We start from the raw sequence: 18,776 nt of genomic DNA, 5'->3' as shown, positions 1-18,776 counted from the left end.
AGCCGTGGCGCACTTCTACCTGAGCGACGATCTCACCGGGACGGCAGTCGGCAGTGAGGTCACGGTCAGCGGATCCGAGGCACGGCACGCGGTCACCGTCGGTCGGCTTCGGGTCGGCGAGACGACAACCGTCGGGAACGGTGCGGGCCTGGTCGTCAGCGGCACGGTGACGAACGCGGAACCTGCCGAGTTCAGCATCCGGGTCGAAGCGGTTCGGACCGAGCCGGAATCGCGGCCAGCCGTGTGGCTCGCGCAAGCGCTCGCGAAGGGCGACAGGGACGAGCTGGCGATCCAGGCGGCCACAGAGCTCGGGGTGGATGCGGTCATTCCGTGGGCCGCCGCGCGCTCCATCGTGCGCTGGGAGGGACCGAAGCTGCAGAAGCACCACGACCGGTGGGCGGCGATTCTCCGCGAGGCAGGCAAGCAGTCGATGCGGGCCCGGCTGCCGCGACTGCTGCCGCTGGTGAACACCGCCAAGCTGGTCGCTCTGGCCGCCGACCTGCAGACGGTGGTGCTCGAGCCGCTCGCCGAGCTTCCTTTGACCGGGCTCCCCACCGACGGGCGCGACATCCTGCTCATCGTCGGGCCGGAGGGTGGCATCGCCCCGGCCGAACGCGAGCGCTTCGTCGCCGCGGGCGCGACCGAGTACAAGCTCGGCACGACCGTGCTGCGGACGAGCACCGCGGGCCCGGCGGCGCTCGCAGTGGTCAACTCGCGACTCGGCCGCTGGTGAGCGGCACCCGTTACGATGGTGCGCATGCCGGAAACCGATGAGCGAAGCGTGTTCACGAAGATCATCGCGCGTGAGATCCCCGCGGACATCGTCTACGAGGATGAAACGCTCATCGCATTCAACGACATCGCCCCGAAGGCGCCGGTCCACATGCTGGTGGTGCCCAAGACGGAGGAGTTCGCGAACGTGAGCGAGCTCGCGGCGGGCGACCCCGCGTTGCTCGCGCGCATCGTGGCGACGGCAAAATCGCTGGCCAGCGACAAATCGAACGGGGACTTCCGTCTCGTGTTCAATGAGGGCGAGTCGACCGGTCAGACGATTTTCCATGTCCACGCCCATGTGCTGTGCGGCGAACTGGAGGAAGGAACCCTTGGCCAATAGCGACCAACCGGATGCGGTGGCTCACGAAGAGCTCCGCGTCGATGGCATTGCGATGGTCCGGCTGCTGGGTCCCCAGGACCGGCTCCTCAAGACCGTTGAGGGTCAGTTCCCGCTCGTGCGGGTTGCGGTGAGAGGCAACGAGATCTCCCTCGACGGTGATGCGGGGCAGGTCGCAGGGGCGAAGCGGCTCGTGGAGGAGCTCATCCAGATGGTGCGCAACGACCAGGACTTCGGCGAGCCGGAAGTGAACACGTCCGCGCGCATGCTCAAGGAGGACCCCAGGGTCAGCCCGGCCGAAGTGCTCAGCCAGGCGATCCTCACCAGCCGCGGCCGAAGCATCCGGCCGAAGACGCTCGGCCAGAAGAACTACGTCGACGCCATCGACGAGAACACCATCGTGTTCGGAATTGGACCGGCCGGCACGGGCAAGACCTACCTCGCGATGGCGAAAGCGGTGCAGGCGCTGCAGCGCAAGGAGGTCAACCGGATCATCCTGACCCGTCCCGCCGTCGAGGCGGGGGAGCGGTTGGGATTCCTCCCCGGCACCCTCAACGACAAGATCGACCCGTACCTGCGGCCGCTGTACGACGCGCTCAACGAGATGATGGACCCGGAGGTCGTGCCCCGGCTCCTCGCCACAGGCACCGTCGAGGTTGCGCCGCTGGCCTACATGCGCGGGCGCACCCTGAACGACTCCTTCATCGTGCTCGACGAAGCGCAGAACACCACGCCGGAGCAGATGAAGATGTTCCTCACCCGGCTGGGCTTCGGCTCGAAGATGGTGGTCACCGGCGACATCACCCAGATCGACCTGCCCACCGGGGCTAGCGGGCTGCAGCTGGTGACGCGCGTGCTCTCCGAGATCGACGACATCCACTTCGCGCGGTTGACGAGCGACGACGTGGTGCGGCACAGCCTCGTCGGTCGCATCGTGGATGCGTACACCAAGTACGACGCGGAGCGGCAACTGCAGCGCTTCGAGCAGCACGGCGCCGTCGAGGGCGCCAACCGAGCCGAACGACGGGCCCGGATGCCCCAGGACCACAAGAGGAAGCGCTGATGTCGATAGAGGTCAACAACGAGTCGGCGATCCCGGTCGACGAGGCTGCGCTGCAGCGGCTCGCCGGGTACACCCTGGAGCAGCTGCACGTGCATCCGGATGCCGACCTCGGCATCGTGCTCGTCGATGAGGCGGCCATGGAACAGCTGCACGTGCAATGGATGGACGAGCCCGGCCCCACCGACGTGCTCAGCTTCCCGATGGACGAGCTGCGCCCTGGCAGTGATGAAGAGCTGACGCCACCCGGGCTGCTCGGCGACATCGTGCTGTGCCCGCAGGTCGCTGAGGTCCAGGCGAAGACGGCCGGCCACAGCACCCTCGACGAGCTCGTCATGCTCACCTGCCACGGCCTCCTGCACCTGCTGGGTTTCGACCACGCGGAACCGGACGAGGAACGGGAGATGTTCGGCATCCAGCGGGACATCCTCATCGGTTTCACGATGCAGGAACGACGATCATAGGGACCCGCCGATGATCCCCGTCTTCGTCACCATTGCGGTCCTCCTGGTGGCGCTCGGCGGACTCCTCGCCGCAGCCGACTCCGCGATGAGCGTGCTGTCGCGCACCGACTTGCAGGATCTCGCGGTGCGCTCGCGCGCGCGCAAGTCGCTGCTCGCGATCGCCTCCGATGTCGGCGCTCACGTCAACGCGGTCAACTTCATGCGCGTCGTGACCGAGTCCACCGCGGCGGTGCTCGTGACCCTGGCGCTCGCCTACACGGTCGAAGACCTGTGGCTTGCGCTGCTGCTGGCTGCGCTTGGCATGACCATCGTGTCGTTCGTGCTCGTCGGGTCCAGCCCGCGCGCCGTCGGCCGGGTGCACGCGCGCACCGTGATGCGGCAGAGCGCGTGGCTGGTGCACGCCTTCCGGGTGGTCCTCGGCCCGATCGCGGCCGCGCTCGTGCGGATCGGCGACCGGGTTACCCCCGGCCGCCCGCGCACCTCGAGCTTCGCATCCGAGGAACAGCTGCTGAGCATGGTCGACGAGGCCACAGAACTCGACGTGCTCGAGGAGGACGACCGCGAGCTGATCCACTCGATCTTCGAATTCAGCGACACCGTGGTGCGCGAGGTGATGATCCCGCGCACCGACATGGTCACCATTGATGGCGGCGCCGACATCGGCACCGCGATGGGACTGTTCCTCAGCCGCGGAGTGTCCCGGATGCCGGTGATCGGCGAGCACATCGACGACGTCATCGGCGTGCTCTACCTGCGAGATGTCGCCCGGTTGAGCTATGAGAAGCCGCTCGACGCGGAGGGCATGACGGTGGCCGAGCTGGCGCGTCCGACGCTGTTCGTGCCCGAGTCGCAGAAGGCCGACGATTCGCTGCGACAGATGCAGCTCGAGTCGAACCACCTCGCGATGGTCGTCGACGAGTACGGCGGCATCGCCGGCCTGGTCACGATGGAGGACCTGATCGAGGAACTCGTCGGCGACATCTCCGACGAATACGACCGTGAGGTCGTCGAGGTGGTCGACCTGGGTGATGGCCGGTACCGGGTGAGCGCCCGGCTGCCGGTGGACGAGCTGGGAGAGCTGTTCGGGATCCACCTGGACGACGACGACGTCGACTCGGTCGGCGGACTGCTGACCAAGGCGCTCGGCCGGTTGCCGCTCGCCGGGTCGTCAGCGACCCACTCCGGGATCATCCTCACCGCGGAGCGCACCGAGGGCCGCCGCAAGCGGGTCACCACGGTGCTCGTGGAGCGCGACCAGGCGCTCATCGACGCCGACGACGCGTTCGGATCAGATGACAGCTCGAACCATCAGAACGGCCAATCGAACCCCAGGGAGCACCGTTGACCTATCGCGCCGGATTCGTGACCTTCGTCGGCAGGCCCAACGTGGGCAAGTCGACGCTCACCAACGCGCTCGTCGGTGAGAAGGTCGCGATCACCAGCAGCAAGCCGCAGACCACCCGCCGGGCGATCCGCGGCATCGTGCACCGGGAGGACGGGCAGCTCATTCTGGTCGACACGCCCGGCATGCACCGGCCGCGCACGCTGCTCGGCGAGCGACTCAACGACATCGTGCAGGAGACCCTCGGCGACGTCGACGTGATCTGCTTCTGCGTCCCGGCGAACGAGAAGCTCGGACCGGGGGACCGGTTCATCAACGAGCAGCTCGACCAGTTCCCGAAGGCGAAGAAGGTTGCGCTCGTGACCAAGGTCGACTCGGCGTCCAAGGCCCAGGTTGCTCAGCAGCTGCTCGCCGTGAGTGAGCTGCGGGACTGGGCGACGATCATTCCGGTGTCGGCGACCACCGGCATCCAGCTCGACACGCTCGCTGCCGAGCTCGTCGCGCTCATGCCGGAGTCGGAGCCGCTGTATCCGGCTGAGACCATCACCGAGGAGACGCTCGAGGCACGCATCGCCGAGCTGGTGCGGGAGGCAGCGCTCGAGGGTGTCGAGGACGAACTGCCGCACTCGATCGCGGTTACGGTCGACGACATCGTGGAACGCGAGGACAAGGCCCTCGTCGAGGTGTACGCGAACCTGTGGGTCGAGCGGGACAGCCAGAAGGGCATCATCATCGGGCATAGGGGCTCCCGCCTGAGTGAGGTGGGCGCGCGTGCGCGCGGCCAGATCGAACCGCTCGTCGGCTCACCGGTGTACCTGAGCATCCGGGTCAAGGTCGCGAAGGACTGGCAGCGCGACGCGAAGCAGCTGGGGCGCCTCGGCTTCTGAGCTCCCGGTGGCTGAGCCTGTCGAGACCCCGGCCGGACGTACATCGGAAGGATGATTCCGGCCGCCGGGAGGCTCAACTGGAGCCGTCGGCGCGCGGCGAGCATCTACCGTTGAAGCCATGATCCGCACGCTGAAGCCAGCCCAGTTGGTGTTCGACACCGTTGTCGCGACGCTGTGCCTGCTGCTGGTCATCTACGTGTCCGTTTCGAGCCCCAGTCTTGGGACCTCACCTGTCGCCGGCATCGGCATGAGCGCCGCACTCGGGGTCCGGCGCATCAGCCCGCCGATCGCTCTCGGCATCGCGTGGCTCACCTCGCTCGTGCAGGTTTTCGCCGACATCGGATTCGACCCCTCGAACCTCGCCATCTTGCCCGTCCTGTACGCGACGGCGTCCTACGGCGATCGGATCACCAAGTGGGCGGGTCTCGTCTCCAGCGGAGTCGGCGCGCTGATCATCGCGATCTACCTTCCACTCGACGCCGGTTATGCGCCGGACCTCGGATCGGTCTCGATCCTCGCGCAGCTGCCGTCGATAACGCTGACGATGCTCATCACGTTCCTGTCCTTCCTCGCGGTCTTCGTGCTGAGCTGGACGTTCGGCCTCCTCGCGCGCACCTGGCGCGCCTCGCGGGAAGCCGGGCAGGCGCGCATCATCGCAGAGCGCCAGCGACTCGACGCAGAGCGGGAGGCCGCGCGCGAACACGAGCGCACCCGCATCGCGCGCGACATGCACGACGTCGTCGCGCACTCGCTCGCGGTCGTGATCGCGCAGGCCGACGGCGCCAGGTACGCGAAGGACGCCGACCCGGATGCGGTGGGCACCGCGCTCGAGGCCATCTCCACGACCGCGCGGGAGGCCCTTGCTGACGTGCGCGTGCTGCTCGCCCAGCTGCGGCACAATCAGGGCGAATCGCCGCAGCCGGTGCTCGCTGACCTGGACCGCCTGCTCGACCAGCTGCGCGCATCCGGACTGCCGATCCGGTTCGAGCAGGTGGGTGAACCGGTCGCGGTGGGCACCAGCCAGGAGCTGGCCGCCTACCGGATCGTGCAGGAGGCGCTCACCAACGCGCTGCGACACGGCGACGTGGCGAAGCAGGTCGACGTGCGATTCGACTGGGCTGACGAACTCGGCATCCGGGTCTCGAGCGCCATCCTGGCGCCGGAGCACCCGCAGGGCGTCGGGCACGGCATCGCGGGCATGCGGGAGCGCGCCGAGCTGGCAGGCGGATGGTTCGACGCGGGTCCTGAGGCAGGACGCTGGGTCGTGCGCGCCGGTTTGCCATCGGTGTTCGAGCCGGTGACCGCGTGAGCGCGCCCATCCGGGTCGCGCTCGTCGACGACCAGGCACTGTTTCGCGCCGGCATCCGGATGCTGGTGGCATCGCAACCGGACCTGGAGTTCGTCGGCGAAGCCGGGGACGGCCAGGGCGCGATCCAGCTCTCCGACGAGCTGCGGCCGGACGTGATCCTGATGGACGTGCGGATGCCTGTTCTCGATGGCATCGAGGCGACCCGCCGGATCGTGCTGGCCGGCGAGGAGAGCGGTGCCACGGCTCCCAGGATCATCGTGCTCACCACCTTCGACCTGGACGAGGCCGCTGCCCGCGCCATCCGGGCCGGCGCGAGCGGCTTCCTGCTGAAGGACGCGGAGCCAGAGTTCCTGCTCGCCGCCATCCGCACGGTGCACGCGGGAACCGCGGTGGTTGCCGCCTCCGCGACGCGCGCGCTCTTCGAGCACGTTGGCAGGACAGCGCCGAAGCCGGCGCCGGCGGAGTTCCGCAGCCTCACCAGCCGTGAGCGAGAGATCTTCGGCCTCGCCGCCCGCGGCCTCAGCAACGCGGAGATCGCCCAGAGCGAGTACCTGAGCGAGGCAACCGTGAAGACGCACGTGAGTCGCATCCTCGGCAAGCTCTCGTTGCGTGATCGGGTCCAACTCGTCGTGTACGCCTTCGAGCACCGGCTGAACGAGCACAGAGCCGACCAGTAGCGGCCGATAGGCTCGTCCGATGCAGTTCGACGCCGTAAACGACGCCATCGCCGAAACCGAGTTCTCCGGGGTCGTGCTGATCGCCCGCGATTCCGAGGTGCTCTACGAGCGCGCCGCGGGGCTGGCCTCCCGGCACTGGGACGTGCCCAACGCCCCGGACATCCGCTTCGACAGCGCGTCGATCACCAAGCTCTTCACCTCGATCGCGGTGCTCCAACAGGTCGAGGCAGGACGGCTCGACCTCGAGGCCTCGATCCATGACTATGTCGACCTGGAGTCCACCACCATCAGCCGCGACGTGCGATTGCTGCACCTGCTGACCCACACCTCAGGCATCGCCGATGACGCCGACGAGGAAGCCGGCGAGAGCTATGAGGCCCTGTTCAAGGACAAGCCGAACTACTCGATCATCGAGACGCGCGACTTCCTGCCCCAGTTCGCCTACAAGGAGCCTCTCGCTGCACCCGGCGTGCAGTGCCGCTACTGCAACGTCGGGTACGTGCTGCTTGGCCTCGCGATCGAGGCGGTGACCGGCGAGACCTACCGCGACGTCGTCACCCGGGATGTCTTCGCGGCAGCAGGCATGCATGACTCGGGCTTCTTCGACCGCCGCGACGCCGCACCCAGGGTCGCGGAAGGCTGGGACAAGAAGGATGACGGCAGGTGGGTGCAGAACATCTACTCCTACCCGCCGATCGGATCACCCGACGGTGGGGCGTTCGTCACCGCCGCCGACCTGCTGACTTTCCTGACCGCGGTGCGTTCCGGGCGGCTGCTCGGCGGCGAGTTGACGGGGGAGTTCCTGAGCCCCCAGGTCGTGCATGACGAGGGCACCAAGTACGGCTTCGGCCTGGAGTTCGACCTGGCCGAGGACGGCACGGTGCGCTCGTACTACAAGGACGGCATCAACGCTGGGGCGAGCGGCATCGTGCGCCACTACCCGGCAGCCGGTGTCGACGTCGCAGTGCTGTCCAACTCAGAGGACGGCGCCTGGCCGGTCGTCAGGGCCATCGACAAGCAGTTCGACTGAGGATCATCCGAACGATGTAGCGGATGCCCTCCGCAGACGGATGCTCGTGCACGCACCAGCTTCCTAGCGTTGAGGGCATGGCATTCAATCACACAGAGGCGGGCCTGGTCGCCCGCGTATCGCAGCTGAGCAAGTCCTATGGCAGCGGCAGCAGCACAGTCAGGGCACTCGACGACGTCTCGGTCGGCATCCGAGAGAGCGAGTTCACCGCGGTTATGGGGCCGAGCGGCTCCGGCAAGTCGACGCTCATGCACATCATGGCCGGGCTGGACGCCCCCACCACCGGATCGGTGTGGCTGGGCGACACCCAGATCAGCGCGCTGAACGACCGGGAGCTGACGACACTGCGCCGTCGCCGCGTCGGTTTCGTCTTCCAGTCCTTCAATCTGGTGCCGACGCTGACGGTCGGCGGAAACGTGAACCTGCCGTTCGAACTCGACGGGCGCAACCCCAGCGGCAGCGAACGGGAGTGGGTCGACGAGCTGATCGCATCCCTCGGGCTGGCCGACCGGCTCACCCACCGTCCCCACGAACTGTCCGGCGGTCAGCAGCAGCGCGTCGCCATCGCACGTGCTCTTGCCACACGGCCGGATGTCGTCTTCGCCGACGAACCGACCGGCAACCTCGACACGCGCACCGGCCGCGAGGTGCTCGAACTGCTTGCCGCAGCAGCACGGGACCACCAGCAGAGCATCGTCATGGTCACCCATGACCCGATCGCCGCGAGTCACGCCGACCGCATCCTGTTCGTCGCGGACGGGCGCATCATCGACGACATCGAGGCAGCATCCGCCGACGAGATCTCGCGCAAGATGCTCACCATGGAGCGTGCAGCGTGAAGCACGGGAACCTGCGCGACCACGGTTCGAGCGTCCTCGTCGCTGCCCTGAGCTCGGCATTCGGGGTTCTGCTGCTGCAGGTCATCGGCGCGCTCACCGCCATGGTGCGAGGACACGACATCGCCGAATCTGAGACGCTCCAAGCGGTGCTGTCGATAGTCGCCTTCGTGTTCCTGGCGATCGCCGTGTTCGTCGGGGCGATCGTCACCACCAACTCGTTCTCGACGATCATCGCCGGGCGCACGCGGACCATCGCCCTGCTGAGGCTGCTCGGCTCGAGCGCATCAGCACAGCGGCAAGTGGTCGCACGTGAGGGGCTGGTGGTCGGCGTCATCGGGTCACTCATCGGCGCTGCGGCAGGCACGCTCATCGCGATGGGCGGCGTGCGCATTGCCATCGCGAGTTCGCTCATACCCGAGCTCGACTATGCCTGGTTCGAGCCGGTGCTCATGCTGCCGATCCTGATCGTCACGCTGACGACCTGGCTCTCATCGTGGATCGGTTCCCGGCGCGTGCTGCGAGTGACGCCCCTCGAGGCGCTCGGCGCAGCCGTCGAGAGCGATGAGCGCGCCGGCCGCCGCGGCCGCAACGCGACCGCTCTCACCCTCGTGATCGTCGGTTTCGCACTGCTCGTGCTCGCGGTCCTCAGCGGCTTGGTCACGCCGCTCGGCGTCCTCGTCGGGTTGGTCGGCGGAATGGTGTCGTTCACCGGAATCATCCTCGGCGCCGACCGCGTCATGCCGCCCGTGCTCCGTCTGCTGGGTCGGATGCTCGGGCGGGCGCCCGTTGCGCGGCTCGCCGCAGCCAATGCGGTTCGGTACCCGGAGCGCAGCGCGCGCACGACCATCGGACTGGTAATCGGCGTCACGCTCGTCGTGATGTTCGCGGTCGCGATGCGGTCCTACGTCGACCTGGTGACCCGCTCGGTGGAACTGCACGGCGGAGCCGACGGATGGGACGACATCCTGACGGTGACCGTCGTGGTGTTCTCAGCACTGATCGGCTTCTCGGCTCTCATCGCCGCGGTCGGCATCGCGGGCACCCTGTCGCTTTCGGTGCACCAGCGTCGGCGTGAGTTGGGCCTGCTCCGCGCACTTGGGTTCACTCGCGGCCAGGTGCGGCTGATGGTCGCGGCGGAAGCAGCGCAGTACACGGCCGCAGCGGTGCTCGTTGGCACCGCTCTCGGGGTCTTCTACGGCTGGGTCGGCGCGCAATCTCTGCTGGGCAGCACCGCAGGGCAGGCGATCGTGCCGCCGGCTATCCCGTGGCTCGTTCCGGTCAGCGTCGCGCTGGCGGCAGCGGTGATCACGCTTGCCGCTTCCGTCGGGCCGGCGCGTAGTGCGCTGCGCGTGACGCCGGTCGCCGCCCTCGCGACCGACTGAGGAGGGCCCTGGCTCGACCCGCACCGCCGAGTTGCCCACTTCCGCCCCTACATGTGCTTTGTTTTGGGGCGGAAGTGGGCAACTCGCCGGAGGCGGCGGTTGCTCGAGCGGACCCTTCGGGCAAGTCCCCGTGGCTGAATTGTCATTCACCGGGAGCGCTCGCCTGTCCTATGATGCGGGGGGAACCACGACAGGTGAAGCAGGGGGCATGCGGATCGTCGAACGCGAGCGGGAGCTCGACATGCTGCGGCGCAGCCTCGCGGCTGCCCGGCAGTCCGGGTCCCGGATGATCGCGGTCGTTGGACAACCCGGCATCGGCAAGACCACCCTCATCGGCGCCGTCGCATCCGAGCTCACCGACTGGACCGTGCTGAAGGCTGTGTGCACCCCGTTCGGGGTCGAGGTCCCCTACGGGGTGCTGCACCAGTGGTTCAGGGCGCTCGCGCAGGACACCGCGGCCGGCTACGCGCCTTTCGACGGCCCGGGGAATGCGCTGCGGGAGCTCCTGATCGGTGACCCCCACAATGCCGACAGCGCCGCGCTGGCCTACTCGGTCCAATGGGTCGCGGCCAGGCTGGCCGAGGAGCGCCCGCTGCTGCTCGTGCTCGACGACCTGCAGTGGATCGACGACGCCTCCGCTGCGGTACTCGGGGTGGCCGTCCCGCAACTGAACGGCGACGCCGTGGCGGTGATGTTCGGAGTGCGCGAGATCGCCGACTCCACACGCTCTCAGGTCGTGAGCGGCCTGCTCGCATCAGCGGAAGCGGTCACGCTTGGACCGCTCAGCATCGACGGGGTCGCCGGGCTCATCGCCGATCCATCGCTCGACGCCGCTCGCATCCACGAATTGAGCGGCGGCGTCCCGTTCTACGCGGTCGAGGCGGCAGCGTCCGGCGGAGACCTGCGCGCGAGCATCCGGATCACCGAGTCGGTGACGTCGCGCCTCGACCGTCTGGGTGTGCTGCACAAGGCGGTCGCCGGCTCCATCGCGGTACTCGGGCCGATCGCCACCATCCTCGCGGTGGTGTCGGTGTCCGAGGTCGATCGCGAGACACTGGATGGCGTCGTCGGCGACCTCGTAGCAGAGGGCATCGTCAAGGCGGACCAGATCGAGCCGCTGATGATCAGCCACCCGCTCGTGGAGGAGGCGATCCTCGGCTCGATGTCCTCCATCAGCAGGGCCGAGCTGCACGACCGTGCCGCGCGGGTGCTGGCCGAGCTCGGCCTGCCCGACACCGTTGTCGCAGCGAACCTGATGCACGGGCTCCTCGGCCGCGACCCGTGGAAGGTTCGAGTGCTCGAGCAGGCCGCCAAAGCCGCACTCGCCGCCGGGTCCACCCGCGAGGCGGCGGCCTGGCTGGAACGCGCGCTCCAGGAATCCCGCGTCGACGATCCGGGCCGTACCGCATTGCTGGAGCTCGCCGGGAGGGCGCAGCTCGCGATCGGCGACAGGGAACGGGCGGAGCGTCGCTGGCGCGAGGCGCTGCGAAGCGTTGTCGACCCCGACCACCGTGCCCGGCTGCTCACCGGCATCGGCGACTCGCTCGTCGCATCCGGCAGGCACGCGGATGCTGAGGCGTCCTACACCGACGCGGCCACCGAACTCACAACAGACCAGCCGCTGTACCGTTCGATCATCGCGCGCCTCCTCGCGGCACAGCTCAATCAGACGATGAACCCATCGGCTCTCGACCTGCCGGTGATCGCGGATGTCGTCGGGCAGGACCCCGCGCTCGACACCGACGAGGACAGCTCGCTGCTGGCCGCGGTGGCCGTCGCGGTCACCATGGCGGGCGACCCTGACGCTCACGCGGAGCTGCTCTCGAAACGCGCGTACGACGGCTGGAGCCGCGACAGTCAGGGCAGCGCCAACGACCCGACCACTTACATGCTGAGCGGTGCACTCAACTTCACCGAGCGCTTCGGCGAAGGGGTCGACGTGCTCACCGGCGTGATCCAGGATGCTCGCCGAGACGGCCAGGTGCTCGGCGAGGCAACCGCGTTGTACAGCCGCGGCGCGATGTACCTGTCCGCGGGCGACGTGCGCAACGCTGTCGCCGACCTGATGACGGCCGTCAAGGCGGTCGAACTCGGCTGGACCCTCTACCGCGAGGCGGCGGAATTCTTCCTCATTCGCTGCCAGCTGCTGGTCGGCGACCTCGAGGCTGCCGGCGAGCTTGCGCTGGGCGGGGAGTATGAGAGCCCGAGCAGCCTGTTCGAAGCGGTGAAGCTGGTCGGCAAGGCGCACTACTGGACCGCCTTCGGGCAACCGCAGCGCGGGCTCGAACTGGCCAGGCGTGCCGGATCGTTGGTGCCGGTCGGAGGGGAGCCGCTCTCGGCCGGATGGCGCGGCGCGGCCGCCGAAGCGCTTCTCGCGATGGGCGATCGGGCCGCAGCCGAGGCGGTTGCCCGTGAGGAGTTCGACCTGACTGTCGCCGCCTCCGGCGGAGTCCGTGCGGCCGCGGCGTTACGGCTCGCGCGGACCGTCGACGACGCGGCTGAAGCGGAGCGGATCGTGCGCGACGCGCTCGAGTGGCTGAACCCGACGCGACCGCTCGAGCGGGCGCAGCTGATCGACTTCCTGGCCGAGCTGCTGGTCGCCAGGGACGCCAGGGACGAGGCGTCCGGCCTGCTCGGCGAAGTGCTGGTCTACGCGCAAGCGCAGGGCATGGCGCCGACCGAGAAGCGCGTGCGCGCGTCCCTTGCCGCGATCGGGCGGCCCGCCATCCCGACCGAGGTCGAGCTGCGGGTGTCCTCGCTCACGCCCGCGGAGTTCCGTGTCGCGTCGCTGGCGGCGCAGGGTCTCACCAACCGGGACATCGCCGCACGCTTGTTCGTGACCATGAAGACGGTCGAGTTCCACCTGTCGCGGTGCTTCCGCAAGCTTGCGGTCGCCACACGCGGCGAACTCGCCGACGTGCTGGGGCGCGTCGACGAGTTCGTCGGGTGACTTAGGCGGATCAGTCGGCGAGACCCCGCAGGGCAGACTGGGCGATCACGACGTCTTTACCGTATTCCTCATCGAGGTACGCCTGGATGTCGCCGTCGTCGTAGGTGACGGTTGCGAACAGATACCCGTTCTCTGTCCATGAGGTGAGCACGTCGAACGGTGCCGATTCGTGGAGCTCCGTCTGGATGCGCAGCAGCTCGTCCTCTGAGGTCGCCCCCTTGTTGGCGGGATCCTGGTACGGGTTGTCGACCCGGATCGGGTCGTACAGTGCGAGCATGATCGGGGGAGCGGTCACGGTGAGGCTGGTACCGTCCCAGGTTCCCTGCACGGCGTAGCTGCCCCAGGTCACGTCGCCAGAGGTCTCGGCTCCGTCCACGGCCTCCCAGTCCCAGCCGATCAGTTCCGGACCGGAGCACTGGGGCGGGTACGACTCCATGACGCCGCCCAGGCAGAACTGGGGGGCCGCATCGCCGACCTGCAGCACGGTTCCCTGCCCGACCACCTCCCCGGATGCGGGAATCGGTTCGTCGGCCGGGGCCGGCATCGGGCTGGAACCGGGAGAGGCGGCGCAACCGCCGAGGAGCAGCCCGACGCTGAGGACGGCCGCGGTCGTGACGAATCGAGAGAGGTGTGCTGTGGTCATGAAGAAAGTATGAGTTGGCCTGCCGGTCGCCGGTACCCAACGTTTTCCGCTTTTCGCTCGTCACCTCGCGGCGATCGCCCGGTGTGCGCGGTGTTAGTCTTGAAGGCGTGTTCGGTCTGCTTCTCCTTAGCTGCCGCGACGAGTCCTAACTTCCAGGCCTCACTCGTCGCGGAGTCCGTCATTGGCTGAAGCAGACGACCAGAAGGTACGAGAACCATGAAGAACACACAACAGCCATCCGGGATGCCGGTACACCGTTACCGCCCCTATCACGAGACCTTCGCGGTCGACCTGCCGGACCGCACCTGGCCCGACGCGAAGATCACACAGGCGCCACGCTGGTGCGCGGTGGACCTGCGTGACGGCAACCAGGCGCTGATCGACCCGATGAGCCCGGAACGCAAGCGCGTCATGTTCGACCTGCTCGTGCGGATGGGCTACAAGGAGATCGAGGTCGGGTTCCCGTCCGCGAGCCAGACCGACTTCGACTTCGTGCGCTCGCTCATCGACGAGGACCTGATCCCGGATGACGTGACCATCCAGGTGCTGACGCAAGCACGCAAGCACCTGATCGACCGCACCTACGAGTCGATCCGCGGGGCGAAACAGGCCATCGTGCACCTGTACAACTCGACCAGCATCGTGCAGCGCGACGTCGTGTTCCGCACCGACAAGCAGGGCGTTATCGACCTCGCGCTCGAGGGCGCCCGCATGTGCAAGGCGGCCGAGGCGCTCGCGCCGGGCACCGAGATCTACTACGAGTACTCCCCGGAGAGCTACACCGGCACCGAGTTGGAATTCGCCCTCGACGTGTGCAACCAGGTGCTCGAGGTGTTCGAGCCCACCCCGGAGCGCAAGGTCATCATCAACCTGCCTGCGACGGTCGAGATGGCGACACCGAACGTGTACGCCGACTCGATCGAGTGGATGTCGCGCAACCTGAACCACCGCGAGAACGTCATCCTGAGCCTGCACCCGCACAACGACCGCGGCACGGCCGTCGCCGCGGCCGAGCTGGGCTACCTGGCCGGCGGGGACCGCATCGAGGGGTGCCTGTTCGGCAACGGTGAGCGCACCGGCAACGTTGACCTGGTCGCGCTGGGCATCAACATGTTCACCCAGGGCGTCGACCCGCAGATCGACTTCAGCGACCTGGATGAGATCAAGCGCGTCGTCGAGCACTGCAACCAGCTGCCGGTGCCAGAGCGCAGCCCGTGGGCCGGCGACCTGGTCTACACCGCTTTCAGCGGCTCGCACCAGGACGCCATCAAGAAGGGCTTCGAGGCCATGGATGCCCGCGCCCAGGCCGAGGGCAAGCCCGTCTCCGAACTCGAGTGGGCGGTGCCCTACCTGCCGGTCGACCCGCGCGACCTTGGCCGCAGCTATGAGGCGGTCATCCGGGTCAACTCCCAGTCCGGCAAGGGTGGCGTCGCGTACCTGCTGAAGACCGACCACGCGCTCGACCTGCCGCGCAAGCTGCAGATCGAGTTCAGCTCGGTGGTGCAGGCGAAGACGGATGCCGAGGGCGGAGAGGTCTCGAGCGAGGAGATCTGGGACATCTTCTCCGACGAGTACCTGCCGTCAGAAGTGCCGGGGGAGAAGTGGGGCCGCTTCGAACTGCGCCGCACCGGGATCTCCAGCGACATGAGCGGCGAGGTGTCCCTTACCGCCGCGCTGCGTGTCGGCGACGACGTTGTGCAGGTCGGCGGCACCGGGAACGGTCCGCTGGACGCGTTCTTGCATGTGCTCGCCGAGCAGGGCGTTGAGGTGAAGGTGTACGACTACGTCGAACACGCGCTCGGCGCCGGCGGCGACGCTCAGGCCGCCGCCTACGTCGAATGCCAGGTCGGGGACAAACGGCTGTGGGGTGTCGGAATCGACACCGACATCTCGACGGCGTCGCTCAAGGCCGTGGTGTCCGCGGTCAACCGCGCGGTGCGCAGCCAGTCAGGGACCACGCAGCTGGCATCCGTCTGACACGAGTCAGGGGCGGCCCTTCGGCCGCCGTGTCACCCTCGGCAAGCGGGAGATGGCGCGCTGCTCCGGCAGTTTCCAGTGGAACAACACCGCGAGAATCCGAACCCCGAAGGTCACGACGACGCACACGATCGCCGCGATGAAGACGTCGACCCCCAGCGACTGCAAGGCGACGAGGGTCACCGTGCCAATGACCGCCGCGGCGGCGTAGAGGGAACCCACGTGCATAAGCGCGATCGGCAGATTGAGCAGCATGTCGCGTAGGATCGACCCGCCGACGGCGGCGAGCACACCGACGAAAACCGCGGGGATCACGTCGAAGCCGAGCGACAGCGCCTTGGTTGTTCCGATCGCGCCGAACACCCCGATTGTCAGCGCGTCGAGAGCTGTGATCGCCTTGCTGAGTCGCGAGAACACCCGCTCCAGCAGCATCCCCAGCATCGCCGCGGCCGCGGCGACCGGCAGGTACCAATTACTCTGCAGGGCTGCGGGGGAAACGTTCAGCAGGATGTCGCGAAGAAGGCCGCCGCCATACCCGCTTGCGATGCCGATGATCGTAATACCCAGCAGATCCAGCCTGCGGTCGCGAAACTGGGCCGCGAACATGGATCCCTGCACCGCGCCGATGGCGATCGCGACGAGTTCGGCCCAAAGCGGGATGACAAACGCGGCGGTCATGCCCGGTGGCTCCCGGATGTTGCCTCGCGAGCCGCATACTCGGCGAACGTCTCTGTGCCGTAGCCGGGCAGTTGGGTCATGTGGTGCCCAGCACGGAACGCAGCGACGGTCTTGCCCCCGATGGCAAGGCGAGGCGTGCGCTTGCGGGTGCCGTGCGCGGCCTGCCACTGTTCGGCCAATGAGCGCACCGACGCGTGTTCCGGGCCGCCGATGTCCGGCACGCGCCCGGACGGAGCCGACCGTGTCAGCTCGCTCAGCTTGGCCGCAACCTCGTGCGTTGCGATCGGCTGCACCGGCAGGTTGGGCACGAACAGCACGGGCAGGCGCCGCTGCGCGGTGAAGAACGAAGCGACGAAGTCGTGGAACTGGGTCGCCCGCAGGATCGTGAACGGAAGACCGGAGTCCTCGATCAGCCGTTCGCACTCCAGCTTGGAAGCGTAGTAGCGGTAGGGGATCTCCTCGATCCCGACGATGGAGATGTACACCACGTGCTGGGCGCCCGCTCGCTGCGCGGCCGCGATCAGCTGACCGGTCTGCTTGGCGTCGTTCCACCGGTTGGTTGCCAGGTGCAGCACGGTGTGCACGCCCTCGAGCGCATCCGTCACCCCCTCGCCCGTCTGCAGGTTGGCAACGACTCGGCCATCGCCCGGCTTGCGACTGAGCACCCGGATGTCGCCCCCCGCGGCGCGCAGGTGCGAGACGGTGGGGCGGCCCAGACCGCCGGTGCCGCCGGTGACGAGGATCGTGTCGTTCATGCCCCTATTCTGCTGCCGTGCGTCGCCTGCCTGCGCGCTTGCGGCACATCGGGGAAGATAATTGACTGATGCCCCTCTACCGAGACGAAGCAGTCGTGCTGCGCACCCACAAGCTGGGCGAAGCCGACCGCATCGTGACCATGCTGAGCAGACAGCACGGCAAAATCCGTGCCGTCGCGAAGGGCGTGCGGCGCACCGCGTCGAAGTTCGGTGCGCGTCTCGAGCCGTTCATGGTCGCCGATGTGCAGCTGTACGAGGGACGCAGCCTCGACATCATCACGCAGGCCGAGACGCTCGCGTCGTACGGGGCGGTCATCACCTCGGACTACGCGAGCTACACCGCGGCGAGTGCGATGGTGGAGACCGCCGACAAGGTGACGGATGACGGCGGTTCGCTGCAGCAGTACCTGCTGCTCGTCGGCGCGCTGCGGTCGCTCGCGCGGCACGAGCACGGACCCTCGCTCACCCTCGACTCCTACCTGCTGCGGGCGTTGTCGATCGCCGGCTGGGCGCCGAGCTTCCACGATTGCGCCGTCACCGGTGCGCCCGGACCGCACACGGCGTTCGTGGTCCAGCTCGGCGGTGTCGTCGCAGACTCGGTCGCCCCGCCCGGTGCGCCGCGACTGGACAGCGAGACGATCGCGCTGCTCGGTGCGCTGCTCAGCGGTGACTGGGCTCTCGCCGACGCCACACCGGAACGCGCTCGCAGCCAGGCGAGTGGCATCATTGCCGCATACACCCAGTTCCACCTCGAGCGCGGGCTGCGCTCACTGCAGCACGTCGATCGGAGATCTGAGTGACCCCGGCACCCAAGACCCACAAGGACTCCGAGCCGTTCCGCCCCGTCGACTGGACCGGTCTCTACCCGCCGAAGCTCCCGGCATCCGCCGTCCCGAATCACGTCGCACTCGTCATGGACGGCAACGGCCGTTGGGCGAACGCCCGCGGGTTGACGCGGATCGAGGGGCACCGCGCCGGCGAGGCCTCGCTGCTCGACGTCGTGGCCGGAGCTCTCCAGCTCGGCATCAAGCACCTGAGCGTCTACGCGTTCTCGACCGAGAACTGGCGCCGCTCGCCGGACGAGGTGCGTTTCCTCATGGGCTTCAACCGCGACGTGCTGCACCGCCGCCGCGACCAGCTCAACGACTGGGGCGTGCGCATCCGCTGGGCTGGCAGGAAGCCGCGGCTGTGGGGCTCGGTGATCAAGGAGCTGCAGTTCGCCGAGCGGCTCACCGAGCGCAACAGTGTGCTCACCCTGACGATGTGCGTGAACTACGGCGGCAGGGTCGAGCTGGCGGATGCGGTGCGCTCCATCGCCGAGGAGGTCGCGGCCGGGCGGTTGAGCCCGGCGCGCATCAGCGAGAAGACCGTGGGCAAACACCTCTACGTGCCGGACCTGCCCGACGTCGACCTGTTCGTGCGCAGCTCGGGGGAGCAGCGCACCAGCAACTTCATGTTGTGGCAGAGCGCGTACGCCGAGATGGTGTTCCTGAACACCCTGTGGCCGGACTTCACGCGCGAAGATTTGTGGCACGCGGTCGAACTGTACGCCGACCGGGACCGCCGGTTCGGTGGAGCCCAGGACCTCCCCAACGCGGTGGCGCAATAATCCCCCGGGCACCGGGCATACACGCAACAAACAGGCCGTAGGCCTTGCCACAGCGCACCCGAT

18 protein-coding genes are annotated in these 18,776 nt (G+C 68.0%); 15 read left to right on the top strand and 3 right to left on the bottom strand.

What is annotated here, in order from left to right; genetic code table 11:
- Positions 1-4 precede the first annotated feature (4 nt).
- The 12 genes from IRG63_RS10785 to IRG63_RS10730 all read left to right on the top strand — a co-directional run bounded on the left by IRG63_RS10785 (position 5) and on the right by IRG63_RS10730 (position 13,051).
- Complete coding sequence (locus IRG63_RS10785) at positions 5-733, top strand: 16S rRNA (uracil(1498)-N(3))-methyltransferase (RefSeq protein WP_168627503.1); 729 nt, start codon at positions 5-7, stop codon at positions 731-733.
- A gap of 24 nt (positions 734-757) precedes the next feature.
- Positions 758-1,114, top strand: coding sequence for a histidine triad nucleotide-binding protein (locus IRG63_RS10780; RefSeq protein ID WP_168627502.1), 357 nt, complete (start codon positions 758-760; stop codon positions 1,112-1,114).
- A complete protein-coding gene (locus tag IRG63_RS10775) occupies positions 1,104-2,174 on the top strand; it encodes a PhoH family protein (RefSeq protein ID WP_168627501.1) in 1,071 nt (356 codons plus the stop codon). Before IRG63_RS10780 ends, IRG63_RS10775 begins: the two co-directional genes overlap by 11 nt.
- Positions 2,174-2,635: an rRNA maturation RNase YbeY gene (ybeY, locus tag IRG63_RS10770; protein WP_168627500.1), complete on the top strand. Its 462-nt coding sequence runs from the start codon at positions 2,174-2,176 to the stop codon at positions 2,633-2,635. Before IRG63_RS10775 ends, ybeY begins: the two co-directional genes overlap by 1 nt.
- 10 nt (positions 2,636-2,645) lie before the next feature.
- Positions 2,646-3,980, top strand: a complete 1,335-nt coding sequence (locus tag IRG63_RS10765) for a hemolysin family protein (protein WP_193510103.1) — start codon at positions 2,646-2,648, stop codon at positions 3,978-3,980.
- Positions 3,977-4,864: a GTPase Era gene (era, locus tag IRG63_RS10760; protein WP_193510102.1), complete on the top strand. Its 888-nt coding sequence runs from the start codon at positions 3,977-3,979 to the stop codon at positions 4,862-4,864. The genes IRG63_RS10765 and era overlap by 4 nt, the downstream gene beginning before the upstream one ends.
- 118 nt (positions 4,865-4,982) lie before the next feature.
- Positions 4,983-6,173: a sensor histidine kinase gene (locus IRG63_RS10755; RefSeq protein WP_193510101.1), complete on the top strand. Its 1,191-nt coding sequence runs from the start codon at positions 4,983-4,985 to the stop codon at positions 6,171-6,173.
- Positions 6,170-6,850: a response regulator gene (locus IRG63_RS10750; RefSeq protein ID WP_370566239.1), complete on the top strand. Its 681-nt coding sequence runs from the start codon at positions 6,170-6,172 to the stop codon at positions 6,848-6,850. The genes IRG63_RS10755 and IRG63_RS10750 overlap by 4 nt, the downstream gene beginning before the upstream one ends.
- A gap of 19 nt (positions 6,851-6,869) precedes the next feature.
- Positions 6,870-7,880, top strand: a complete 1,011-nt coding sequence (locus tag IRG63_RS10745) for a serine hydrolase (RefSeq protein WP_193510100.1) — start codon at positions 6,870-6,872, stop codon at positions 7,878-7,880.
- Positions 7,881-7,957: 77 nt separating this feature from the next.
- Positions 7,958-8,719, top strand: coding sequence for an ABC transporter ATP-binding protein (locus IRG63_RS10740; protein ID WP_193510099.1), 762 nt, complete (start codon positions 7,958-7,960; stop codon positions 8,717-8,719).
- Positions 8,716-10,101 carry an FtsX-like permease family protein gene (locus IRG63_RS10735; protein WP_370566238.1) on the top strand — a complete coding sequence of 462 codons (1,386 nt, stop codon included), beginning with the start codon at positions 8,716-8,718 and terminating at the stop codon, positions 10,099-10,101. Before IRG63_RS10740 ends, IRG63_RS10735 begins: the two co-directional genes overlap by 4 nt.
- Positions 10,102-10,309: 208 nt before the next feature.
- Positions 10,310-13,051, top strand: a complete 2,742-nt coding sequence (locus IRG63_RS10730; protein ID WP_193510098.1) for a LuxR family transcriptional regulator — start codon at positions 10,310-10,312, stop codon at positions 13,049-13,051.
- 10 nt (positions 13,052-13,061) lie between these two features.
- On the opposite strand, the gene IRG63_RS10725 is transcribed toward IRG63_RS10730, so the two are convergent.
- Entirely contained in the window at positions 13,062-13,694 is a 633-nt protein-coding gene (locus IRG63_RS10725; protein WP_168627493.1) for a hypothetical protein, read from the bottom strand.
- Positions 13,695-13,910: 216 nt separating this feature from the next.
- Here IRG63_RS10725 and leuA point away from each other — a divergent pair, with 216 nt between their 5' ends.
- Positions 13,911-15,671: a 2-isopropylmalate synthase gene (gene leuA, locus IRG63_RS10720; protein ID WP_168627492.1), complete on the top strand. Its 1,761-nt coding sequence runs from the start codon at positions 13,911-13,913 to the stop codon at positions 15,669-15,671.
- A gap of 6 nt (positions 15,672-15,677) precedes the next feature.
- Here the strand turns inward: leuA and IRG63_RS10715 are convergent, their stop codons facing one another.
- Positions 15,678-16,349: a trimeric intracellular cation channel family protein gene (locus IRG63_RS10715; protein WP_168627491.1), complete on the bottom strand. Its 672-nt coding sequence runs from the start codon at positions 16,347-16,349 to the stop codon at positions 15,678-15,680.
- Positions 16,346-17,104 (bottom strand): SDR family oxidoreductase, encoded by a 759-nt coding sequence (locus IRG63_RS10710; protein WP_193510097.1) that lies wholly within the window; start codon positions 17,102-17,104, stop codon positions 16,346-16,348. The genes IRG63_RS10715 and IRG63_RS10710 overlap by 4 nt, the downstream gene beginning before the upstream one ends.
- Positions 17,105-17,172: 68 nt before the next feature.
- Between IRG63_RS10710 and recO the strand changes: the two genes are divergently transcribed.
- Positions 17,173-17,904 (top strand): DNA repair protein RecO, encoded by a 732-nt coding sequence (gene recO, locus IRG63_RS10705; protein WP_168627489.1) that lies wholly within the window; start codon positions 17,173-17,175, stop codon positions 17,902-17,904.
- Positions 17,901-18,713 carry an isoprenyl transferase gene (locus IRG63_RS10700; protein ID WP_193510096.1) on the top strand — a complete coding sequence of 271 codons (813 nt, stop codon included), beginning with the start codon at positions 17,901-17,903 and terminating at the stop codon, positions 18,711-18,713. The genes recO and IRG63_RS10700 overlap by 4 nt, the downstream gene beginning before the upstream one ends.
- The last annotated feature ends 63 nt before the right edge of the window (positions 18,714-18,776 follow it).

The sequence above is a fragment of the Cryobacterium sp. BB736 genome (assembly GCF_014980265.1).
In the GTDB taxonomy this organism is placed as follows: Bacteria; Actinomycetota; Actinomycetes; order Actinomycetales; family Microbacteriaceae; genus Terrimesophilobacter.
Note: the sequence above shows the minus strand (reverse complement) of the source record. Positions and strands in the feature narration are given on the sequence as shown.